The following is a 15,443-nucleotide window of genomic DNA, read 5'->3' on the forward strand; positions in this document are numbered from 1 at the left end:
CCGAGCCATATTGCCGTGTCTGCCCGGCCATCTTCAGCCGGTCACAATCTCCTCGCGCTTGAACCCCTGCGCGTAGAGGAGCGCGGTGAGGTCCGCGTGCTCCACCCGCGCGTGCGCGGCTTGCGCCACCGCCGGCTTGGCGCGGAAGGCGACGCCGAGGCCGGCTTCGCCCAGCATGGCGAGGTCGTTCGCGCCGTCGCCCACGGCGAGCGTCTCGTGGAGGGCGAGCCCGTGCGCGTCGCGCAACTCCTGCAGCGTCGCCAGCTTGGCCTCTCGGCCGAGGATCGGTTCCTCGACGCGCCCGGCGAGGTGATCGTCCGTGACCACGAGGCGGTTGGCGCGGTGCTCGTGAAAACCCGCCAGCAGGGCGATGCGCTGGGTGAACAGCGTGAAGCCGCCGGACACGAGGCAGGTGTAGATGCCGTGCGCGCGCAGCGTCTGCACCAGCCGCACCGCCCCGGGGGTGAGGCTGATGCGCTCGGCGATGATGCGGTCGATCACCGAGACGGGCAGGCCGCGCAGCAGTCCGACGCGCTCGCGCAGCGCGGGCTCGAAGGCGATCTCGCCGCGCATGGCGCGCTCGGTGATGGCGGAGACCTTGGCCTTGAGGCCGACGAAATCGGCCAGTTCGTCGATGCACTCCTGGCCGATGATGGTCGAATCCATGTCGGCGAGAAAGAGCCGCTTGCGCCGCCCCAGCAGCGGCTGGACGATGACGTCGACCGGCTCGCCCGCGATCGCCCCGCGCACCCGCTCCGTGACGGCGCGCGGCTCCTCGTCCCCTTCGACCGTGAACAGCAGATCCGCCGCGATGTCGGCATCGAGCCGGCGTGTGGACGCGTTGGCCGGCAGGGCTTGCGCGGCGCGGCGAATGACGGCATCGGTTATCGCCGGCGCGGCCGGGTTGGCGATAAGCGTCGCGACGAACGGATTGATGGCGGACGAAACAGCAGATGTCATGCGAACCAACGTTGATCGAGAATGAGGAGCGGCTGAAAGGCGCGCGCGCCATTCTCATCGCAGGACCGACGGCATCCGGCAAGTCCGCGCTGGCAATTAAACTCGCCGATCGCCTCGGCGGGGTGGTCGTCAATGCCGATTCGATGCAGGTCTACAGGGATCTGCGCGTCATCACCGCCCGCCCAACGCAGGGTGAGGAGGCGCAGGTCCCGCATCGCCTCTATGGCCATGTGGATGCGGCGGAAAACTATTCCGTCGGCCGCTGGCTCACGGACGCGGCGGCGGCCATCGAGGAGATCTGGCAGGCGGGCAGGGTGCCGATCGTCACCGGCGGCACGGGGCTCTACTTCAAGGCGTTGACCGAGGGGCTGTCGGACATTCCCGCCGTGCCCGAGGCCGTGCGCGCCGATGTCCGCGCCGGGGCGGAGGGCCGCGACACGCCGATGCTGCATGCCGACCTCGCCGCCCGCGATCCCGAGACCGCCCGGCGCGTCGGCCCCACCGACAGGCAGCGCATCCTGCGGGCGCTGGAGGTGCTGGCGGCGACCGGCAAGCCGCTGGCGTCGTTCCGCCAGGCGCGCCGGCCGGGGCCGCTCGGCCGCATGCAGGTGCCGAAGATCTTCCTCGCCCCGGAGCGCGCCGCCGTCAACGAGCGGATCGACCGGCGGTTCCTCGCCATGATGGCCGAGGGCGCGCTCGACGAGGTCGGGCGGCTCGCTGCCCGGGGGCTCGATCCGGCGCTGCCGGCCATGCGCGCCCACGGCGTCCCCTGGCTGATCCGCCACCTGCGGGGCGAGATCGACATCGGGGAGGCGATCGCCGGCGCACAGGCCGACACGCGCCATTATGCCAAGCGCCAGTTCACCTGGTTCCGGCATCAGGCGCCGGATTTCGACTGGATGACGCCGCCGGCCGGTTAGGGGCGGGCGGCGGGGAATCAGGCGTTGGTGCTGATCCAGTTCGACAGGTCGCCCTTGTGCGACGCGCCGACCTTCTGCGCCGCGAGCTTGCCGTCCTTGAACAGCAGCAGCGTCGGGATGGAGCGGATGCCGAACTGGGCGGCGGTGTTGGGGTTCTCGTCGACGTTGAGCTTGACGATCTTCACCTTGCCGTCGAGCTCGGTGGACAGCTCCTCCAGCGCCGGCGCGATCGCGCGGCAGGGGCCGCACCACTCGGCCCAGAAGTCCACGACCACGGGCTGCTCGGCCTTCAGAACGTCCGCGTCGAAACTCTCGTCGGTCACCTTGCTGGTCATATCGGTCATCCTCTATCGCATTGTGCGGCAAGCCGCATCATGGAGCGCATCATTCGGATGTCGAAGGTAGGCACGCCGACAGGGGCGGTCAAGCGCCGGCGCCCGGACGGGCAGGGGAGACCGTGTCTTTTCACACGCTCCCGCTCGCGCTCCTCCCGCGCCCCGCCGTCCGGACATGGCTGCCTTCCCGGCAGCCGCCTTTACACGCGTCGCGATTATGCGTTTCTGGCGGGGAGGACAGCCACGGGGGGCACGCATGCGTTTTTCTGTCGATACGCTCGCCGCGTCGATCGCATCGATGCGGCGGGGTGTCCGGTGGCTGCTGCTCGCCGGCATCTCGACGGTGCTCGTGCTGGTGCTGGAATGGCTCGCCATCCCCGCCGCGCTGCTGCTCGGGCCGATGCTGGCAGCCGTCACCGTCGGCGTCCTCGATATCGACCTGCACGTATCCCCGTTCGCATATCGCATGACGCAGGCGCTCGTCGGCACCCTCATCGCCACCGCGGTCACGCCGGACATCGTCGCGTCGTTTCTGGCCGACTGGCCGCTGTTCTTCGCCGTGGTGATCGCCATCGTCTTCGCGAGCAGCTGGATCGGCTGGCGCATCAGCCGCGCGGATATCCTGCCCGGCACGACGGGCATCTGGGGCTCGTCGCCCGGCGCCGCCTCGGCCATGGTGCTGATGGCGGACGCCTTCGGCGCCGACGCCCGATTGGTGGCGTTCATGCAGTATCTGCGGGTGATCTGTGTGACGCTCGCGGCGGCGCTGCTCGCGGCAATCGTGGTGGACGGGCCGCACGGCACCGGCAGCGGCGTGCACTGGTTCCCCGCATTCACGGCGCGGGAATGGCTGACCACGGCGGGCCTCGTGGCGCTGGGCGTCGTGCTCGGCTGCTCGGCGCGCATCCCGTCGGGCGCGTTCATGGGGCCGATGGTCATCGGCGGCGTGCTCAACAGCATGGGGCTGATCTCGCCGGCGCTGCCGCCGTGGCTGCTCGCCGCCGGCTATGTCGTGCTGGGCTGGAGCGTCGGCCTCGGCTTCACGATGCCGGTGCTGCGCATCGCGCTCGGCGCGCTGCCGTGGATTCTCGCCTCGATCGCCGCGCTGATGGCGTTCTGCGGCGGCCTTGCGCTGCTGCTCGTGTGGGTGCTGGGCATCGATCCGCTGACGGCCTATCTCGCGACGAGCCCGGGCGGGCTCGATTCGATCGCCATCATCGCGGCGGCGAGCAATGTCGATCTCGCCTTCGTGGTGACCCTGCAGACGGCGCGCTTCGTCATCGTGATCCTGGCCGGCCCGCCGCTGGCGCGCCTCGTCACGCGCCTGTCGTCGGACCGGGACGGATAGATTTCATGCTCACCCCGCCCCGGCCGCGTTCCCGCTCAGGGGGTCGTCGGCGGGACGATGGTGGCGACGATGGAGGAATCGAGCGCCTCGTAATCGGCAAGGCCGATGGTGTCGTAAAGTTCGGCACGGGTCTGCATGTCGTCGAGGATGGCCTTGACGGTGCCGTCGCGCTTCAGTGTGGCGTAGAGCTTCGCCTGCGCCTTGTTGGCGACGCGCAGCGACGACACCGGCCAGATGATCAGCTTGTAGCCGAAATCCTCGAATTCCCTGGCCGTGTAGTAGGGCGTGCGGCCGAACTCGGTCATGTTGGCGAGAAGCGGCACGCCGGGCAGGCGCCTGGCGAACTCGCGGAACAGTTCCTCGTCGTTGAGCGCCTCGGGGAAGATGGCGTCGGCGCCGGCCTCCACGTAGAGCCTGGCGCGGGCGACGGCGCCCTCGATCCCCTCGCTCGCGGCCGCATCCGTGCGGGCGATGACGTAGAGGTGGCGGCGCGCCTTGACGGCGGCGGCGACCTTGGCCGCCATGTCGTGGGCGTCGGCGAGCTTCTTGTCGTTGAGGTGGCCGCACTTCTTGGGCAGAAGCTGGTCCTCGAGGTGGATGGCGGCCGCACCCGCGTCCTCGAAGGTGCGCACCGCGTGCATGACGTTGAGCGCCTCGCCGTAGCCGGTGTCGCCGTCGACCAGCACCGGCAGGCCCGAGGCGCGCGCCACCTGGCGGATGAAGAATGCCACCTCGTCGACGGTGATGATGCCGAGATCCGGCAGGCCCATCGACGCCGTCATCGCGGCACCCGACAGGTACACCGCGTCGAACCCGGCGTTGCGCGCCTGAATGGAGGCCTGACCGTTGTGCGCACCCGGGATCTGCAGGATGCCGGGGCGTTCGACCAGCTTGCGGAAGCGCACGCCGGCGGGCTCTTGGGGAAGATCGGAAGCAACAAGATAGGGCATGGTTCTATTCCTTGGAACAGGGGCGGCGGAAGCAATCGCGCTCCGGCCGGCCAGCAGCAGGCCTGCATCCGCGCCCGCACCCGCCGCCATGACATCGCAGCGGCCAGGGCGCCGGCGGATCGCCGAACTGCTGCTCATGGTACTATAAGCGTGTCGGCCACAATGAAAACCGGCGGGACAAGCCCGCCGGAATGCGTCGTTCAGGAAGCCTTGCCGCGTTTTTCGATGGGCACGAACTTCAGGTCTTCCGGCCCGATGTAATTGGCGGACGGGCGGATGATCTTGTTGTCCTGGCGCTGCTCGATGATGTGCGCGGCCCAGCCGGTGGTGCGCGAGATCACGAAGAGGGGCGTGAACATCGCGGTGGGCACGCCGAGCGCGTGGTAGGACACGGCGCTGAACCAGTCGAGGTTGGGGAACATCTTCTTGATCTCCCACATCACCGACTCGATCCGCGCAGCGATGTCGAAGAGCGCCGTCGATCCGGCCTCCTCCGACAGATTGCGCGCGACTTCCTTGATCACCACGTTGCGCGGATCGGACACCGTATAGACCGGGTGGCCGAAGCCGATGACGACTTCCTTCGCCTCGACGCGGCGGCGGATATCGGCCTCGGCCTCGTCCGGGTTGGCGTAGCGCTTCTGGATCTCGAAGGCCGCCTCGTTCGCCCCGCCGTGCTTCGGGCCGCGCAGCGCGCCGATGGCCCCCGCGATGGCGGAGTAGAAGTCCGAACCCGTGCCGGCGATGGTGCGCGCGGCGAAGGTCGAGGCGTTGAACTCATGCTCCGCATAGAGGATGAGCGAAACGTGCATCGCCTTGATCTGCGCTTCCGTCGGCTTCTTGCCGTGCAGCAGGTGCAGGAAGTGGCCGCCGATGGAATCGTCGTCCGTCTCCACCTCGATCCGACGGCCGTTGTGGCTGTAGTGATACCAGTAGAGTAGGGCCGAGCCCAGCGACGCGAGCAGCTTGTCGGCAATGTCGCGCGCGCCGGGATGGTTGTGGTCCGCCGCCTCCGGCAGCACGCTGCCGAGGACGGAGACGGCCGTGCGCTGAACGTCCATCGGGTGGGAGGAGGCGGGGAGCGCCTCCAGCACCTCTTTGACCGTCGCCGGCAGGCCGCGCAGGCCGCGCAGCTTCGCCTTGTAGGCATCGAGCTCCACCTGCGTCGGCAGACGCTCGTGGATCAGCAGATGGGCGATTTCCTCGAACTCGCTGTCCTTTGCGACGTCAAGAATGTCGTAGCCGCGATAGTGCAGATCGTTGCCGGTGCGTCCGACCGTGCACAGCGCGGTGTTGCCCGCGACGACGCCGGAAAGCGCGACCGACTTCTTGGGGGCGGGCTTCTTGACCTCGGCGTTATTGTTGTCCGTGCTCATGGCTCAGTTGTTTCCCTTCCAGTCGAAAATGCCGGTGGCGGGGGTGACGAGCTTGCCCGCAGGCAGGGTGAAGGTCAGGCCGACGACCTCTGCCGCGGTCAGCTCGGGCAGACGCTCGACGAGCGCCAGGAAGCGGTCCTGTTCGGCCGTCTCCAGAACGCCCTCGGTGAGCGTGCGGAACTTCTTGACGTAATCGGGGCGCTTGAACGGGCGCGCGCCGAGCGGATGCGCGTCGGCAACGGCGAGCTCGTCCTCGATCACCGTGCCGTCTTCCAGCGTCACGACCACGCGGCCGCCGAACGCCTTCTCCTTCGGATCAATGCTGTGATAGCGGCGCGTCCACTCGGGATCCTCGACCGTGGAGATCGAGTGCCACAGCTTGACCGTCTCGGGACGGCCGGCGCGCTCGGGGGCGTAGCTGTTCACATGATGCCAGCCGCCGTCCTCCAGCGCCACCGCGAAGATGTAGGGGATCGAGTGGTCAAGCGTCTCGCGGCTCGCCTTGGGGTCGAACTTCTGCGGGTCGTTCGCGCCCGAGCCGATCACGTAGTGGGTGTGGTGGCTCGTATGGATGACAATGCTCTTGACCTTCGTCAGATCGCCGATCTTCGGGCCGAGGCGCCGCGCAAGGTCGATGAGCGCCTGGCTCTGGTATTCGGCCGAATGCTCCTTGGTGTAGGTCTCGAGGATGGCGCGCTTCGCCTCGCCCTTGGCCGGCAGCGGCACGGTGTATTCACGCGTCGGGCCGCCGAGCAGCCAGGCGATGAAGCCGTCCTCGCCTTCCCACGCCGGCGACGGCGCGCCCTCGCCGCGCAGCACGCGGTCGACGGCCTCGATGGCGAGCTTGCCGGCGAAGCCGGGGGCATAGGCCTTCCAGCTCGAAATCTCGCCCTTGCGCGACTGGCGGGTGGTGGTGGTGGTGTGCAGCGCCTGCTGCACGGCCTGATAGATGACCTCGGCCGGCAGCTTCAGCAGCGTGCCGATGCCCGCCGCGGCGGAAGGCCCGAGGTGGGCGATGTGGTCGATCTTGAACTCGTGCAGCGAGATGCCCTTCACCAGATCGACCTGGATCTCGTAGCCGGTGGCGATGCCGCGGATCAGATCGGCGCCGTTCTGGCCGGTGTGCTGGGCGACCGCGAGGATCGGCGGGATGTTGTCGCCGGGGTGGGAATAGTCGGCGGCGAGGAACGTGTCGTGGTAATCGAGCTCGCGCACGGCGGCGCCGTTGGCCCAGGCGGCCCATTCGGGCGACACGCGCTGGTTCTGCGGCAGGCCGAACACCGTGGCACCCGGCGTGAAGGGATGCGCGACCGCCTGGCCGCGGGCGCTCGCCACCGGACGGCGGTTGACCGAGGCCGCGGCGACGGCGGCGTTGTCGATGATGCGGTTGCCGATCTCCTCGACGACCGCGGGCTCGACGGCGACCGGGTCGGCGGCAACCTCGGCGATCTTCCAGGCAAGCTGGTCTTCACGCGCCAGATTTTCGGACGACTTGTAGGTGCGGACCTTGTGCTGGGTAACCATTGGGTGCTCCTCGGAGGTTGATTGGGCCTATGGCGTCGGCGCCGCGATCCTTGCAGGTTTCACAAGACCGTTACCTTGACGCACCGCAAGGACGAGAGGCAAGCCGGCGGCCGGTCGCGAAACCCGGTGTACCGGGCAGGCATCACACGCATCAATTTTGCAATATACGCAATTTCAGGGGTCGGCAAGACGGCCTCCATGCATAGTTTTTTCCGTGCCTGCGTGCTATTTTGCGAAGATTGCGAACACGGGAGGCCATCCTTGGAAAGAAGCCTAGCGGCTGTAAGGACTTCAGCCGGCGGAAAACACGGCGCCAGGAAGGGGGCGGGCGCCGAGCGGCGGGCCGCGAAGCGTGAGACGAAGAAGAACTTCATCGGCGTTCGCCTGCGGCGCCTGCGTGAGGAGAGGCAGATGACGCAGCAGGCGCTGGCGCTCGCCATCGGCCTGTCGCCGAGCTACCTCAACCAGCTGGAGAACAACCAGCGCCCGGTCACCACCGAGGTGCTGCTGCGCCTCGACGCCGCGTTCGGCGCCGAACTCGAGCTGTTGTCGCACGACGACGAGGCACGCCTCATCGCCGATCTCGGCGAGGCGGTCGCCGATCCGATGATCGGCGAGCCCATCTCGCGGGCCGAGCTGCACGAGCTGGCGACGACGATGCCCGCGGTAGCGCGCGCCTTCATCGCCCTGCACACGCGCTACCGGCAGATGAGCGAGCAGACGGCCGCGCTCGCGGCGAGGCTGGGTGGCGAAAGGTTTTCCGGTGAGGGACTTGCCGGCGAGAGACTTTCCGGCGAAAGGCTCGCGGGGGAATGGCCGGGCGGGCCAGCCGACGCGGACGCGACGCTGCCGTTCGCGCCGTTCGAGGAAGTGCGCGAGTTCATGTACGAACGGCACAACCACATTGCGGAACTCGACGTGGCGGCCGAGGATCTCGCCACGGCCGCCGGCCTCACGGCGGGGAACGCCGCCGGCGAGCTTGCGGCGCTGATCGCCTGCCGCCACGACGTGCGGGTGGAGATCATCGTGGCGAACGACGGGGCGGAGCGCGACGTCCAGCGCCACTACGATCCGGCAACGCGGGTGCTGCGCCTGTCGTCGCGGCTGCGCGCCGGCCAGCAGGCGTTCCATATCGCGACGCAGCTCGCGCTGATGGAACACGACGGCCTGATCGATACGCTCGTCGGGCGGGGACGGTTCACCAGCGAGGAGGCGCGCCGGCTGGCGCGCATCGGCCTCGCCAATTATTTCGCCGGGGCGCTCATCCTGCCCTATCGCATCTTCCTGGAGGCGGCGGAGGCGCGCCGCTACGACATCGACCTGCTCAGCCACCGCTTCGGCGTGGGCTTCGAGACGATCTGCCACCGCCTCAGCACGTTGCAGCGGCCGGACGCGCGCGGCGTGCCGTTCTTCTTCATCCGCGTGGACAGGGCAGGGAACATCTCGAAGCGCCAGTCCGCCACCGACTTCCACTTTTCGCGCATCGGCGGCACCTGCCCGCTGTGGAACGTGTACGAGGCGTTCGCGCACCCCGGCCGGGTGCTGACGCAGATCGCCCAGATGCCGGACGGGCGCGCCTATCTGTGGGTGGCGCGCACGGTCTCGCGCGATCACGGTGGCTACCGCGCGCCAAGCAAGACCTTCGCCGTCGCGCTCGGCTGCGATCTCCGGCACGCGGGACGGCTCGTCTATTCCGACGGGCTCGACCTCCGGAACCCGGCGGCGGCGACGCCGATCGGCGTCGGCTGCAAGGTCTGCGAGCGCCCGGCCTGCCCGCAGCGCGCGTTTCCGCCGATCGGGCGCGCGCTGAAGGTGGACGAGACGCGGCGTCATTTCTCGCCCTATCCGGTGAAATAGGGAAGCGGATCAGGGGCGGTCACTGCCGCCGACCGATGCCGGGACGGAGGCCGATCCTCGCCCGTGGGGGTCGTCGCCTCGCCGGCATCGGCCGGCCAGAGGACGACGCGCGTGACATGCGGGAGCCCTTCGGAACGCGCGCGCGTGAAGGCCGGCGGCGTAACGGGCGGCAGCGGGGTGGGAGGCGTCCGGGGAACAGGGCCGGTATGCCGGGATACGGTGAATCGGCTCAACTGCCCGTCGTGCTGGACGGCCTGCGTCGTCGTGTAAGACCGCACTGCCGGAAAGACGGACGACGGTGCGCCCGGCGAGGAGCCGGACTGCCGCTCATGATCGCCGGCGCCGGTATCGATCGTGAGCCCACGCCCCGAGCGAGAGGCGCCGGTTGCGCCCGAATTGGAAATCGGCATGGTTTTCCCTCTACTAGCTTCTTGATCCGGCGCCCGCCACCATGGAACGACGACCGATGCGGGAACGGATCTCCCTGTTCTTTCGATCCTGCGGCCAGGGGACTTCAGTTCCTGCCCGGCGCTGCCGTCGTCACCGGGAATGACGAGCCGCAAGTCCTCGAGCCTCAGCGCCAGCAAGGTGACGCCGTATCCGCCCGCGCTTGTGCCCGAGCCGGACGGGCGACTGATACTGATCATCGGGTGTCGGTGGCGGAGAATGACGCCGGACGGTTACTCTGAACATTGAATCCTCTGCAATGATCACAATAATATTCTGAATAACTTGCAATTCATGCCTTAAAGAGCACCATGCATCACTTCACTGAAAATTCATCCGCATCGGATTCAATTTAGCAATATTGCGGTTGAATGTCCATGCTGCTTCCGGGTGCCGTCAATCGTCGAATTCGAGCGCGCCGATCGCCTCTCCCCGCCGCGTGACCTTTTCCGCCGAGATGCGGATCTGGCCGACGTCCTCCTGCGCCTGCCGGAAATGCGTGTCGAGCTTCTCCACCCGCTCGCGCAGCCGCCCGACGTCGTCGAGCAGGCGGCGCACTTCCACCTGGATCACGCGGGCCTCCTCGCGCATGCGGGCGTCGCGCACCAGCGACTGCACGAGCTGGATGGCGAGCGCCAGCAGTGACGGCGAGACGATGACCACCCGTGCCCGGTGCGCCCGCTGCACGATATCGTCGAAGAACTCATGCAGATCGGCATAGACGGCTTCCGAGGGCACGAACAGCAGCGCGATGTCCTGCGTCTCGCCGGGAACGAGGTATTTTTCGGCGATATCGCGGATGTGCAGGCCGACGTCGTTGCGCACGCGCTGCACGGCGCGCTTGCGCGCCTCCGGGTCCTGCGCCTCGCGGAAGGCGGCAATGCCCTCCAGCGGGAACTTGGCGTCGATGACGAGCGGTGCGTCGCCGGGCAGGTGGACGACGCAATCGGGCCGCTTGCCGTTCGCCAGCGTCGGCTGAAACTGATAGGCGCTCGCCGGCAGCCCGTCGCGGATGATGGCCTCCATCCGTCCCTGTCCGAAAGCGCCGCGCGCCTGCTTGTTGGCGAGCACGTCCCTGAGGCCGGCGATCTGTCCGGTGAGCTCCGTCAGGTTCTTCTGCGCGGCGTCGATCAGCACCAGCCGCTCGTTGAGGCTCGCCAGATGCGCGGCCGTGCGCTGGGCCGAGGCGTCGAGGTTCTGCCCGACCCGCTGCTGCAGGCCCTCCACCCGCTCCGCCACGAAGCGGGCGAGGTCGTTCTGGCGCGTGCCGAAGATCTCGGCGACCGTCTGCATCCGCCCCGTCAGTTGCGCCTGCAGGGCCTGCATCTCCATGAGGCGGGCGTCGAGCTCGCGCGCCTGCGCCTGCGCCTCCAGCGCCTCGTCGCGGCGTCTGCGCGCCAGCGCGCCCACCTGCAGGAGAATGGCCGCGAGAAGAAAGAACGCGGCAACGCCGGCCCCGGCGAGAACATGCGCCAGCGGGACCGTGTGGCCGAAAAGGATGATCGGATCGTTCATTCCCGCACACTAGCCGATTCGTTTTCCCGATCGAACAAAAAAAGAACATATTGACCTCGGACGCAAGAATGATTAACTGGCGGGGTATTGAGGTAGAGCCAGCATGACGATCCTTCCCATCCTTGTTATTCCCGATCCCCGTCTGAAACTCGTTTCCGAGCCCGTCGAGGCCATCACGGACGATATCCGCCAGCTCGTCGCCGACATGTTCGAGACGATGTACGACGCCCCCGGCATCGGCCTTGCGGCGATTCAGGTCGGCGTGGCGAAGCGGCTTCTGGTCATCGATGTCGGCAGCCGCGAGGAGGGCCGTCAGCCGCTCACCGTCATCAACCCCGAGATCCTGTGGGCCTCGGAGGACGAGTTCCGCGTGCATCAGGAGGGCTGCCTGTCCATCCCGGAATATTACGAAGAGGTGGAGCGTCCGGCGCGAATCCGTGTACGTTATACCGATCTCGACGGGAAGACGCAGGAGATCGAGGCCGACGGCCTGCTGGCGACCTGCCTGCAGCACGAGATCGATCACCTGAACGGCGTGCTGTTCATCGACCACCTGTCCAAGCTGAAGCGCGACAGGGTCACCCGCAAGTTCGCCAAGGCGGCGAAGGTCGCCGGCCGCGGCGGCGAGGGCGGAAGGGCCGAGAGCGGCATACACGATGAGGCAAGAGTGGAGACATGACGATTTCTGAAAGCGTATCGGGTGCGGGCGTGATCGGACGCAAGTCCCGGGCGTCCTCGTCGGTGCGTGGGCAATTCGCCTGGCGCGCCATGGTGCCGGACGATCTGGAAGCGGTGCACGCCCTCGGCAAGCAGGTGCACCCCGGCTATCCCGAGCGCATCGAGGTGTTTGCCGAGCGGCTGCGTCTCTATGCGCCGGGCTGCCGCGTGCTCGAGGCCGGCGACGCGATGGCGGGTTATGTCATCAGCCATCCCTGGCATCCGATGATGCCGCCCAAGCTCGACAGCCTGCTGGTGGCGATGCCGACTTTCCCGGCGACGTTCTACATCCACGATCTCGCCCTGCTGCCGCTGGCGCGCGGCAGCGGTGCCGGGGCGCGGGCCGTCGCCGATCTGGTAGACCACACCGAGGCCATCGGCCTTGCCGACCTGTCGCTCGTCGCGGTGAACGCCTCGGTGCCGTTCTGGCGCCGGCAGGGTTTCGACATCGTCGAGAGCAGGAGCATCAACGCCGCCCTGCGCAGCTACGACGGCGAGGCGCGCTTCATGATGCGCAGGCTGCCGCTGCCCGCCGAAGATTAGGCCGACATCCGGGTTGTATTTCGGCGTAAAAGCTCTATAAGGCATCAGCGCCCGCGTGACACCCTTGGAGGCACGGGCGCCATCATGGACCGGAACGCTGCGGCCGTGCGTCATGCGCGGCTATTTGCATTTCGGTGTTCGCAACATTGCTGCGCCCGCCGTGGAGATTGTCCGCGCCAGGGCGCGTTCGACGTTTTGAGGTTAAGATATGTCCGCTGCGAAAGAGCTTAAAGCCACGGCGCGCGAGGGAGTTGGCAAGGGGGCCGCCCGCGCAGTGCGCCGTCAGGGCCGTGTGCCGGCCGTCATCTACGGTCTCGGCGCGCCCGCGCAACCCATTTCCATCGATTTCAACGAGACCAAGCGCCTGATCTACGCCGGCGGCTTCCTGAGCACGCTGTTCGAGATCGACGTCGACGGCAGGAAGACGCGCGTCATTCCGCGCGACTACCAGCTCGACAAGGTGAAGGACTTCCCGCTGCACGTCGACTTCCTGCGCGTCGCGAAGGGCGCGAGAATCGAGGTCGAGGTGCCGCTGCACGTCATCGGCGAGGATGTGGCGCCCGGCGTCAAGAATGGCGGCACGCTCAGCATCATCCACCACAAGGTCGCGGTCCTGGTCGAGCCGGACGCGATTCCGGACGCGATCGAGGTCAACGCGAGCAAGCTCGAGATCGGCGATTCGATCCACGTCGATGCCGTCACCCTGCCGGCGGGCGTCGAGCTCGCGCCGACGGTTGACCGGACGGAGCCCGTCGTCACGCTCGTGCCGCCGACGGTTTCGGAAGAGACCGAGGCGGAGCCCGCCGAGGCTTGATCATTGCCCGGGAAGGGGCCCCGCGTTCCTTCCCGGCTCCTGATGCGGCGAAGGCCATGGAGCTCTTTGTGAGGCCATGAAGCTTTTTGTGGGACCATGAAGCTTTTTGTGGGACTTGGAAATCCGGGCGATCGCTATGCGCGCAACCGCCATAACATCGGCTTCATGGCGGTGGAGGCGATTGCCCGCGCCCATAATGCCGCGCCGTGGCGCAGGCGTTTCCAGGGGCTCGCGGCGGAGGCGGTTCTCGGCGCCGAGCGCGTGCTGCTGCTGCTGCCCCAGACCTATATGAACGAATCCGGCCGCTCCGTGGCCGAGGCGGCGCAGTTCTACAAGATCCCGCTCGGCGACATCGCGGTGTTCCACGACGAGCTCGATCTCGCGCCGGCCAAGCTGCGCATCAAGACCGGCGGGGGCAACGCCGGCCACAACGGTCTGCGCTCCATCACCGCACAGCTCGGCAACGACTACCGCCGCGTGCGGCTTGGCATCGGCCATCCCGGCGACAAGGCGCGCGTCCATGGCTATGTGCTGGGCGATTTTTCGAAGGCCGAGACGGAATGGGTGGACGATCTCGTCCGCGCCATCGCCGACAACGCGCCGCTGCTGGCACGCGGCGAGGACGCATCGTTCCAGAACAAGGTGCACCTCGCCATGGAAGGGCGGGGCTGGACGGACGCGAAGGCGGCGGGTTCCGCGCCCGGCGCGGCCGGTCAACGCTCGGGCTGATCGGGCCCGGTTGACGGCGCCCGCACCGTCGGGCAAGCATCGCGCGGCTCCGGAGCTGATCCGATTTGACGCAATCGGACCATGCTCTGCAAGTTTTTGATTTTGAGCGAGTTCTGATCGATCGAATGATTCCATTCGATCGGAAGGCGCTCCATCCGCTCCTGCGGGGGCGTTCCAATCAGGAAGGCGGCGGCCGTGGGCGCTGCTTGCGAGGGATCATGGGTTTCAAATGCGGCATCGTCGGGCTGCCGAACGTCGGCAAGTCCACTCTCTTCAACGCGCTGACGCAGACGGCGGCGGCGCAGGCGGCGAACTATCCGTTCTGCACCATCGAGCCCAACGTCGGTGACGTCGCCGTGCCCGATCCGCGTCTCGACGTGCTGGCGGAAATTGCCGGTTCGGCCCAGATCATCCCGACGCGCCTCACCTTCGTCGACATCGCGGGCCTGGTGCGCGGCGCCTCGCGCGGCGAGGGGCTCGGCAACCAGTTCCTGGCCAACATCCGCGAGGTCGATGCCATCGCCCATGTCGTGCGCTGCTTCGAGGACGGCGACGTCACCCACGTGGAGGGGCGGATCGACCCCCTCAACGACATCGAGACCATCGAGACCGAGTTGATGCTGGCCGATCTCGACAGCCTCGAAAAGCGTGTCGTGGCGCTGGAGAAGAAGGTGCGCGGGCAGGACAAGGAGGCGAAGGAGACGCTCGACCTCATCAACCGCACGCTGCCCCTGCTGCGTGACGGCAAGCCGGCGCGGCTCGTGGAGCTGAAGCCCGAGGAGCGGCGCACGTTCTCCCAGCTCGGCCTGCTGACGTCGAAGCCCGTGCTCTACGTCTGCAACGTCGACGAGGGATCGGCCGAGGCGGGCAACGACTTCTCGGCCCGCGTCTTCGCCCGCGCCAGGGAGGAGGGCGCTGTCGCGGTCGTCGTGTCGGCCAAGATCGAAAGCGAGATCGCCGTGCTGCCGCCCGACGAGCAGACGGAATATCTCGACGCCATCGGCCTGACGGAGCCGGGGCTGAACCGCGTCATCCGCGCCGGCTACGGCTTGCTCGGGCTGCTGACCTATTTCACCATCGGCCCCAAGGAGGCGCGCGCCTGGACGATCACCGCCGGCACGCGCGCGCCGCAGGCCGCGGGGGTGATCCATTCCGACTTCGAGAAAGGCTTCATCCGCGCCGAGACAGTCGCCTACGACGACTACGTCGCCTGCAAGGGCGAGGCCGGCGCCCGCGAGGCCGGCAAGTTCCGGCTCGAGGGCAAGGACTACGTGGTCAGCGACGGCGACGTGCTGCACTTCCGCTTCGCGAACTGAGACGCGGTCGGGCCGGACGGTCACGGCGGGCAGATGCCGGCGCTCCCTGGGGCACGAAGGGCGCAATGGCCAAGTTGGCGCTTTCGTGGACA

Annotated in this window: 15 protein-coding genes; 8 read left to right on the forward strand and 7 right to left on the reverse strand. The window is 67.8% G+C overall.

Annotation, left to right across the window (positions count from 1 at the left end; genetic code table 11):
• Positions 1-33 precede the first annotated feature (33 nt).
• Positions 34-960 carry a phosphoserine phosphatase SerB gene (serB, locus tag ACUSIJ_RS11810; protein ID WP_449308587.1) on the reverse strand — a complete coding sequence of 309 codons (927 nt, stop codon included), beginning with the start codon at positions 958-960 and terminating at the stop codon, positions 34-36.
• Here serB and miaA point away from each other — a divergent pair.
• Positions 954-1,880, forward strand: coding sequence for a tRNA (adenosine(37)-N6)-dimethylallyltransferase MiaA (gene miaA / locus ACUSIJ_RS11815; protein WP_449308588.1), 927 nt, complete (start codon positions 954-956; stop codon positions 1,878-1,880). The two genes, serB and miaA, sit on opposite strands and share 7 nt — an antisense overlap.
• Before the next feature lie 17 nt (positions 1,881-1,897).
• Here the strand turns inward: miaA and trxA are convergent, their stop codons facing one another.
• On the reverse strand, positions 1,898-2,224 hold the full coding sequence (gene trxA, locus ACUSIJ_RS11820) for a thioredoxin TrxA (RefSeq protein ID WP_449308589.1): 327 nt from the start codon (positions 2,222-2,224) through the stop codon (positions 1,898-1,900).
• Between the two features lie 247 nt (positions 2,225-2,471).
• Here trxA and ACUSIJ_RS11825 point away from each other — a divergent pair, with 247 nt between their 5' ends.
• Positions 2,472-3,563, forward strand: coding sequence for an AbrB family transcriptional regulator (locus tag ACUSIJ_RS11825; RefSeq protein WP_449308590.1), 1,092 nt, complete (start codon positions 2,472-2,474; stop codon positions 3,561-3,563).
• A gap of 35 nt (positions 3,564-3,598) precedes the next feature.
• Here the strand turns inward: ACUSIJ_RS11825 and prpB are convergent, their stop codons facing one another.
• The 3 genes from prpB to ACUSIJ_RS11840 all read right to left on the reverse strand — a co-directional run bounded on the left by prpB (position 3,599) and on the right by ACUSIJ_RS11840 (position 7,413).
• Positions 3,599-4,513 (reverse strand): methylisocitrate lyase, encoded by a 915-nt coding sequence (gene prpB, locus ACUSIJ_RS11830; protein ID WP_449308591.1) that lies wholly within the window; start codon positions 4,511-4,513, stop codon positions 3,599-3,601.
• A 200-nt stretch (positions 4,514-4,713) separates the two neighbouring features.
• Positions 4,714-5,889 (reverse strand): bifunctional 2-methylcitrate synthase/citrate synthase, encoded by a 1,176-nt coding sequence (gene prpC / locus ACUSIJ_RS11835; protein ID WP_449308592.1) that lies wholly within the window; start codon positions 5,887-5,889, stop codon positions 4,714-4,716.
• Between the two features lie 3 nt (positions 5,890-5,892).
• Positions 5,893-7,413, reverse strand: a complete 1,521-nt coding sequence (locus tag ACUSIJ_RS11840) for an MmgE/PrpD family protein (RefSeq protein ID WP_449308593.1) — start codon at positions 7,411-7,413, stop codon at positions 5,893-5,895.
• Between the two features lie 372 nt (positions 7,414-7,785).
• On the opposite strand from ACUSIJ_RS11840, the gene ACUSIJ_RS11845 reads away from it, so the two are divergent.
• On the forward strand, positions 7,786-9,270 hold the full coding sequence (locus ACUSIJ_RS11845; RefSeq protein WP_449308704.1) for a short-chain fatty acyl-CoA regulator family protein: 1,485 nt from the start codon (positions 7,786-7,788) through the stop codon (positions 9,268-9,270).
• Here the strand turns inward: ACUSIJ_RS11845 and ACUSIJ_RS11850 are convergent.
• Both ACUSIJ_RS11850 and rmuC read right to left on the reverse strand, forming a co-directional pair.
• Entirely contained in the window at positions 9,255-9,917 is a 663-nt protein-coding gene (locus ACUSIJ_RS11850; RefSeq protein ID WP_449308594.1) for a hypothetical protein, read from the reverse strand. The two genes, ACUSIJ_RS11845 and ACUSIJ_RS11850, sit on opposite strands and share 16 nt — an antisense overlap.
• Before the next feature lie 196 nt (positions 9,918-10,113).
• Positions 10,114-11,232, reverse strand: coding sequence for a DNA recombination protein RmuC (gene rmuC, locus ACUSIJ_RS11855; protein WP_449308595.1), 1,119 nt, complete (start codon positions 11,230-11,232; stop codon positions 10,114-10,116).
• Positions 11,233-11,335: 103 nt separating this feature from the next.
• Here rmuC and def point away from each other — a divergent pair, with 103 nt between their 5' ends.
• The 5 genes from def (at position 11,336) to ychF (ending at position 15,351) form a co-directional block, all read left to right on the forward strand.
• Positions 11,336-11,911, forward strand: a complete 576-nt coding sequence (gene def, locus ACUSIJ_RS11860) for a peptide deformylase (protein ID WP_449308596.1) — start codon at positions 11,336-11,338, stop codon at positions 11,909-11,911.
• Positions 11,908-12,492: a GNAT family N-acetyltransferase gene (locus tag ACUSIJ_RS11865; protein ID WP_449308597.1), complete on the forward strand. Its 585-nt coding sequence runs from the start codon at positions 11,908-11,910 to the stop codon at positions 12,490-12,492. Before def ends, ACUSIJ_RS11865 begins: the two co-directional genes overlap by 4 nt.
• 208 nt (positions 12,493-12,700) lie before the next feature.
• Positions 12,701-13,306: a 50S ribosomal protein L25/general stress protein Ctc gene (locus ACUSIJ_RS11870; protein WP_449308598.1), complete on the forward strand. Its 606-nt coding sequence runs from the start codon at positions 12,701-12,703 to the stop codon at positions 13,304-13,306.
• A 96-nt stretch (positions 13,307-13,402) separates the two neighbouring features.
• A complete protein-coding gene (pth, locus tag ACUSIJ_RS11875; protein ID WP_449308599.1) occupies positions 13,403-14,035 on the forward strand; it encodes an aminoacyl-tRNA hydrolase in 633 nt (210 codons plus the stop codon).
• A gap of 218 nt (positions 14,036-14,253) precedes the next feature.
• Positions 14,254-15,351, forward strand: a complete 1,098-nt coding sequence (gene ychF, locus ACUSIJ_RS11880; protein WP_449308600.1) for a redox-regulated ATPase YchF — start codon at positions 14,254-14,256, stop codon at positions 15,349-15,351.
• Positions 15,352-15,443 lie beyond the last annotated feature (92 nt).

The sequence above is a fragment of the Pseudochelatococcus sp. B33 genome, assembly GCF_053570585.1.

Coding starts and splice junctions, on each gene's coding strand:
- miaA (WP_449308588.1), top strand. CDS start 954: ATGTCATGCGAACCAACGTTGATCGAGAATGAGGAGCGGCTGAAAGGC.
- serB (WP_449308587.1), bottom strand. CDS start 960: ATGACATCTGCTGTTTCGTCCGCCATCAATCCGTTCGTCGCGACGCTT.
- trxA (WP_449308589.1), bottom strand. CDS start 2,224: ATGACCGATATGACCAGCAAGGTGACCGACGAGAGTTTCGACGCGGAC.
- ACUSIJ_RS11825 (WP_449308590.1), top strand. CDS start 2,472: ATGCGTTTTTCTGTCGATACGCTCGCCGCGTCGATCGCATCGATGCGG.
- prpB (WP_449308591.1), bottom strand. CDS start 4,513: ATGCCCTATCTTGTTGCTTCCGATCTTCCCCAAGAGCCCGCCGGCGTG.
- prpC (WP_449308592.1), bottom strand. CDS start 5,889: ATGAGCACGGACAACAATAACGCCGAGGTCAAGAAGCCCGCCCCCAAG.
- ACUSIJ_RS11840 (WP_449308593.1), bottom strand. CDS start 7,413: ATGGTTACCCAGCACAAGGTCCGCACCTACAAGTCGTCCGAAAATCTG.
- ACUSIJ_RS11850 (WP_449308594.1), bottom strand. CDS start 9,917: ATGATCAGTATCAGTCGCCCGTCCGGCTCGGGCACAAGCGCGGGCGGA.
- rmuC (WP_449308595.1), bottom strand. CDS start 11,232: ATGAACGATCCGATCATCCTTTTCGGCCACACGGTCCCGCTGGCGCAT.
- def (WP_449308596.1), top strand. CDS start 11,336: ATGACGATCCTTCCCATCCTTGTTATTCCCGATCCCCGTCTGAAACTC.
- ACUSIJ_RS11865 (WP_449308597.1), top strand. CDS start 11,908: ATGACGATTTCTGAAAGCGTATCGGGTGCGGGCGTGATCGGACGCAAG.
- ACUSIJ_RS11870 (WP_449308598.1), top strand. CDS start 12,701: ATGTCCGCTGCGAAAGAGCTTAAAGCCACGGCGCGCGAGGGAGTTGGC.
- pth (WP_449308599.1), top strand. CDS start 13,403: ATGAAGCTTTTTGTGGGACTTGGAAATCCGGGCGATCGCTATGCGCGC.
- ychF (WP_449308600.1), top strand. CDS start 14,254: ATGGGTTTCAAATGCGGCATCGTCGGGCTGCCGAACGTCGGCAAGTCC.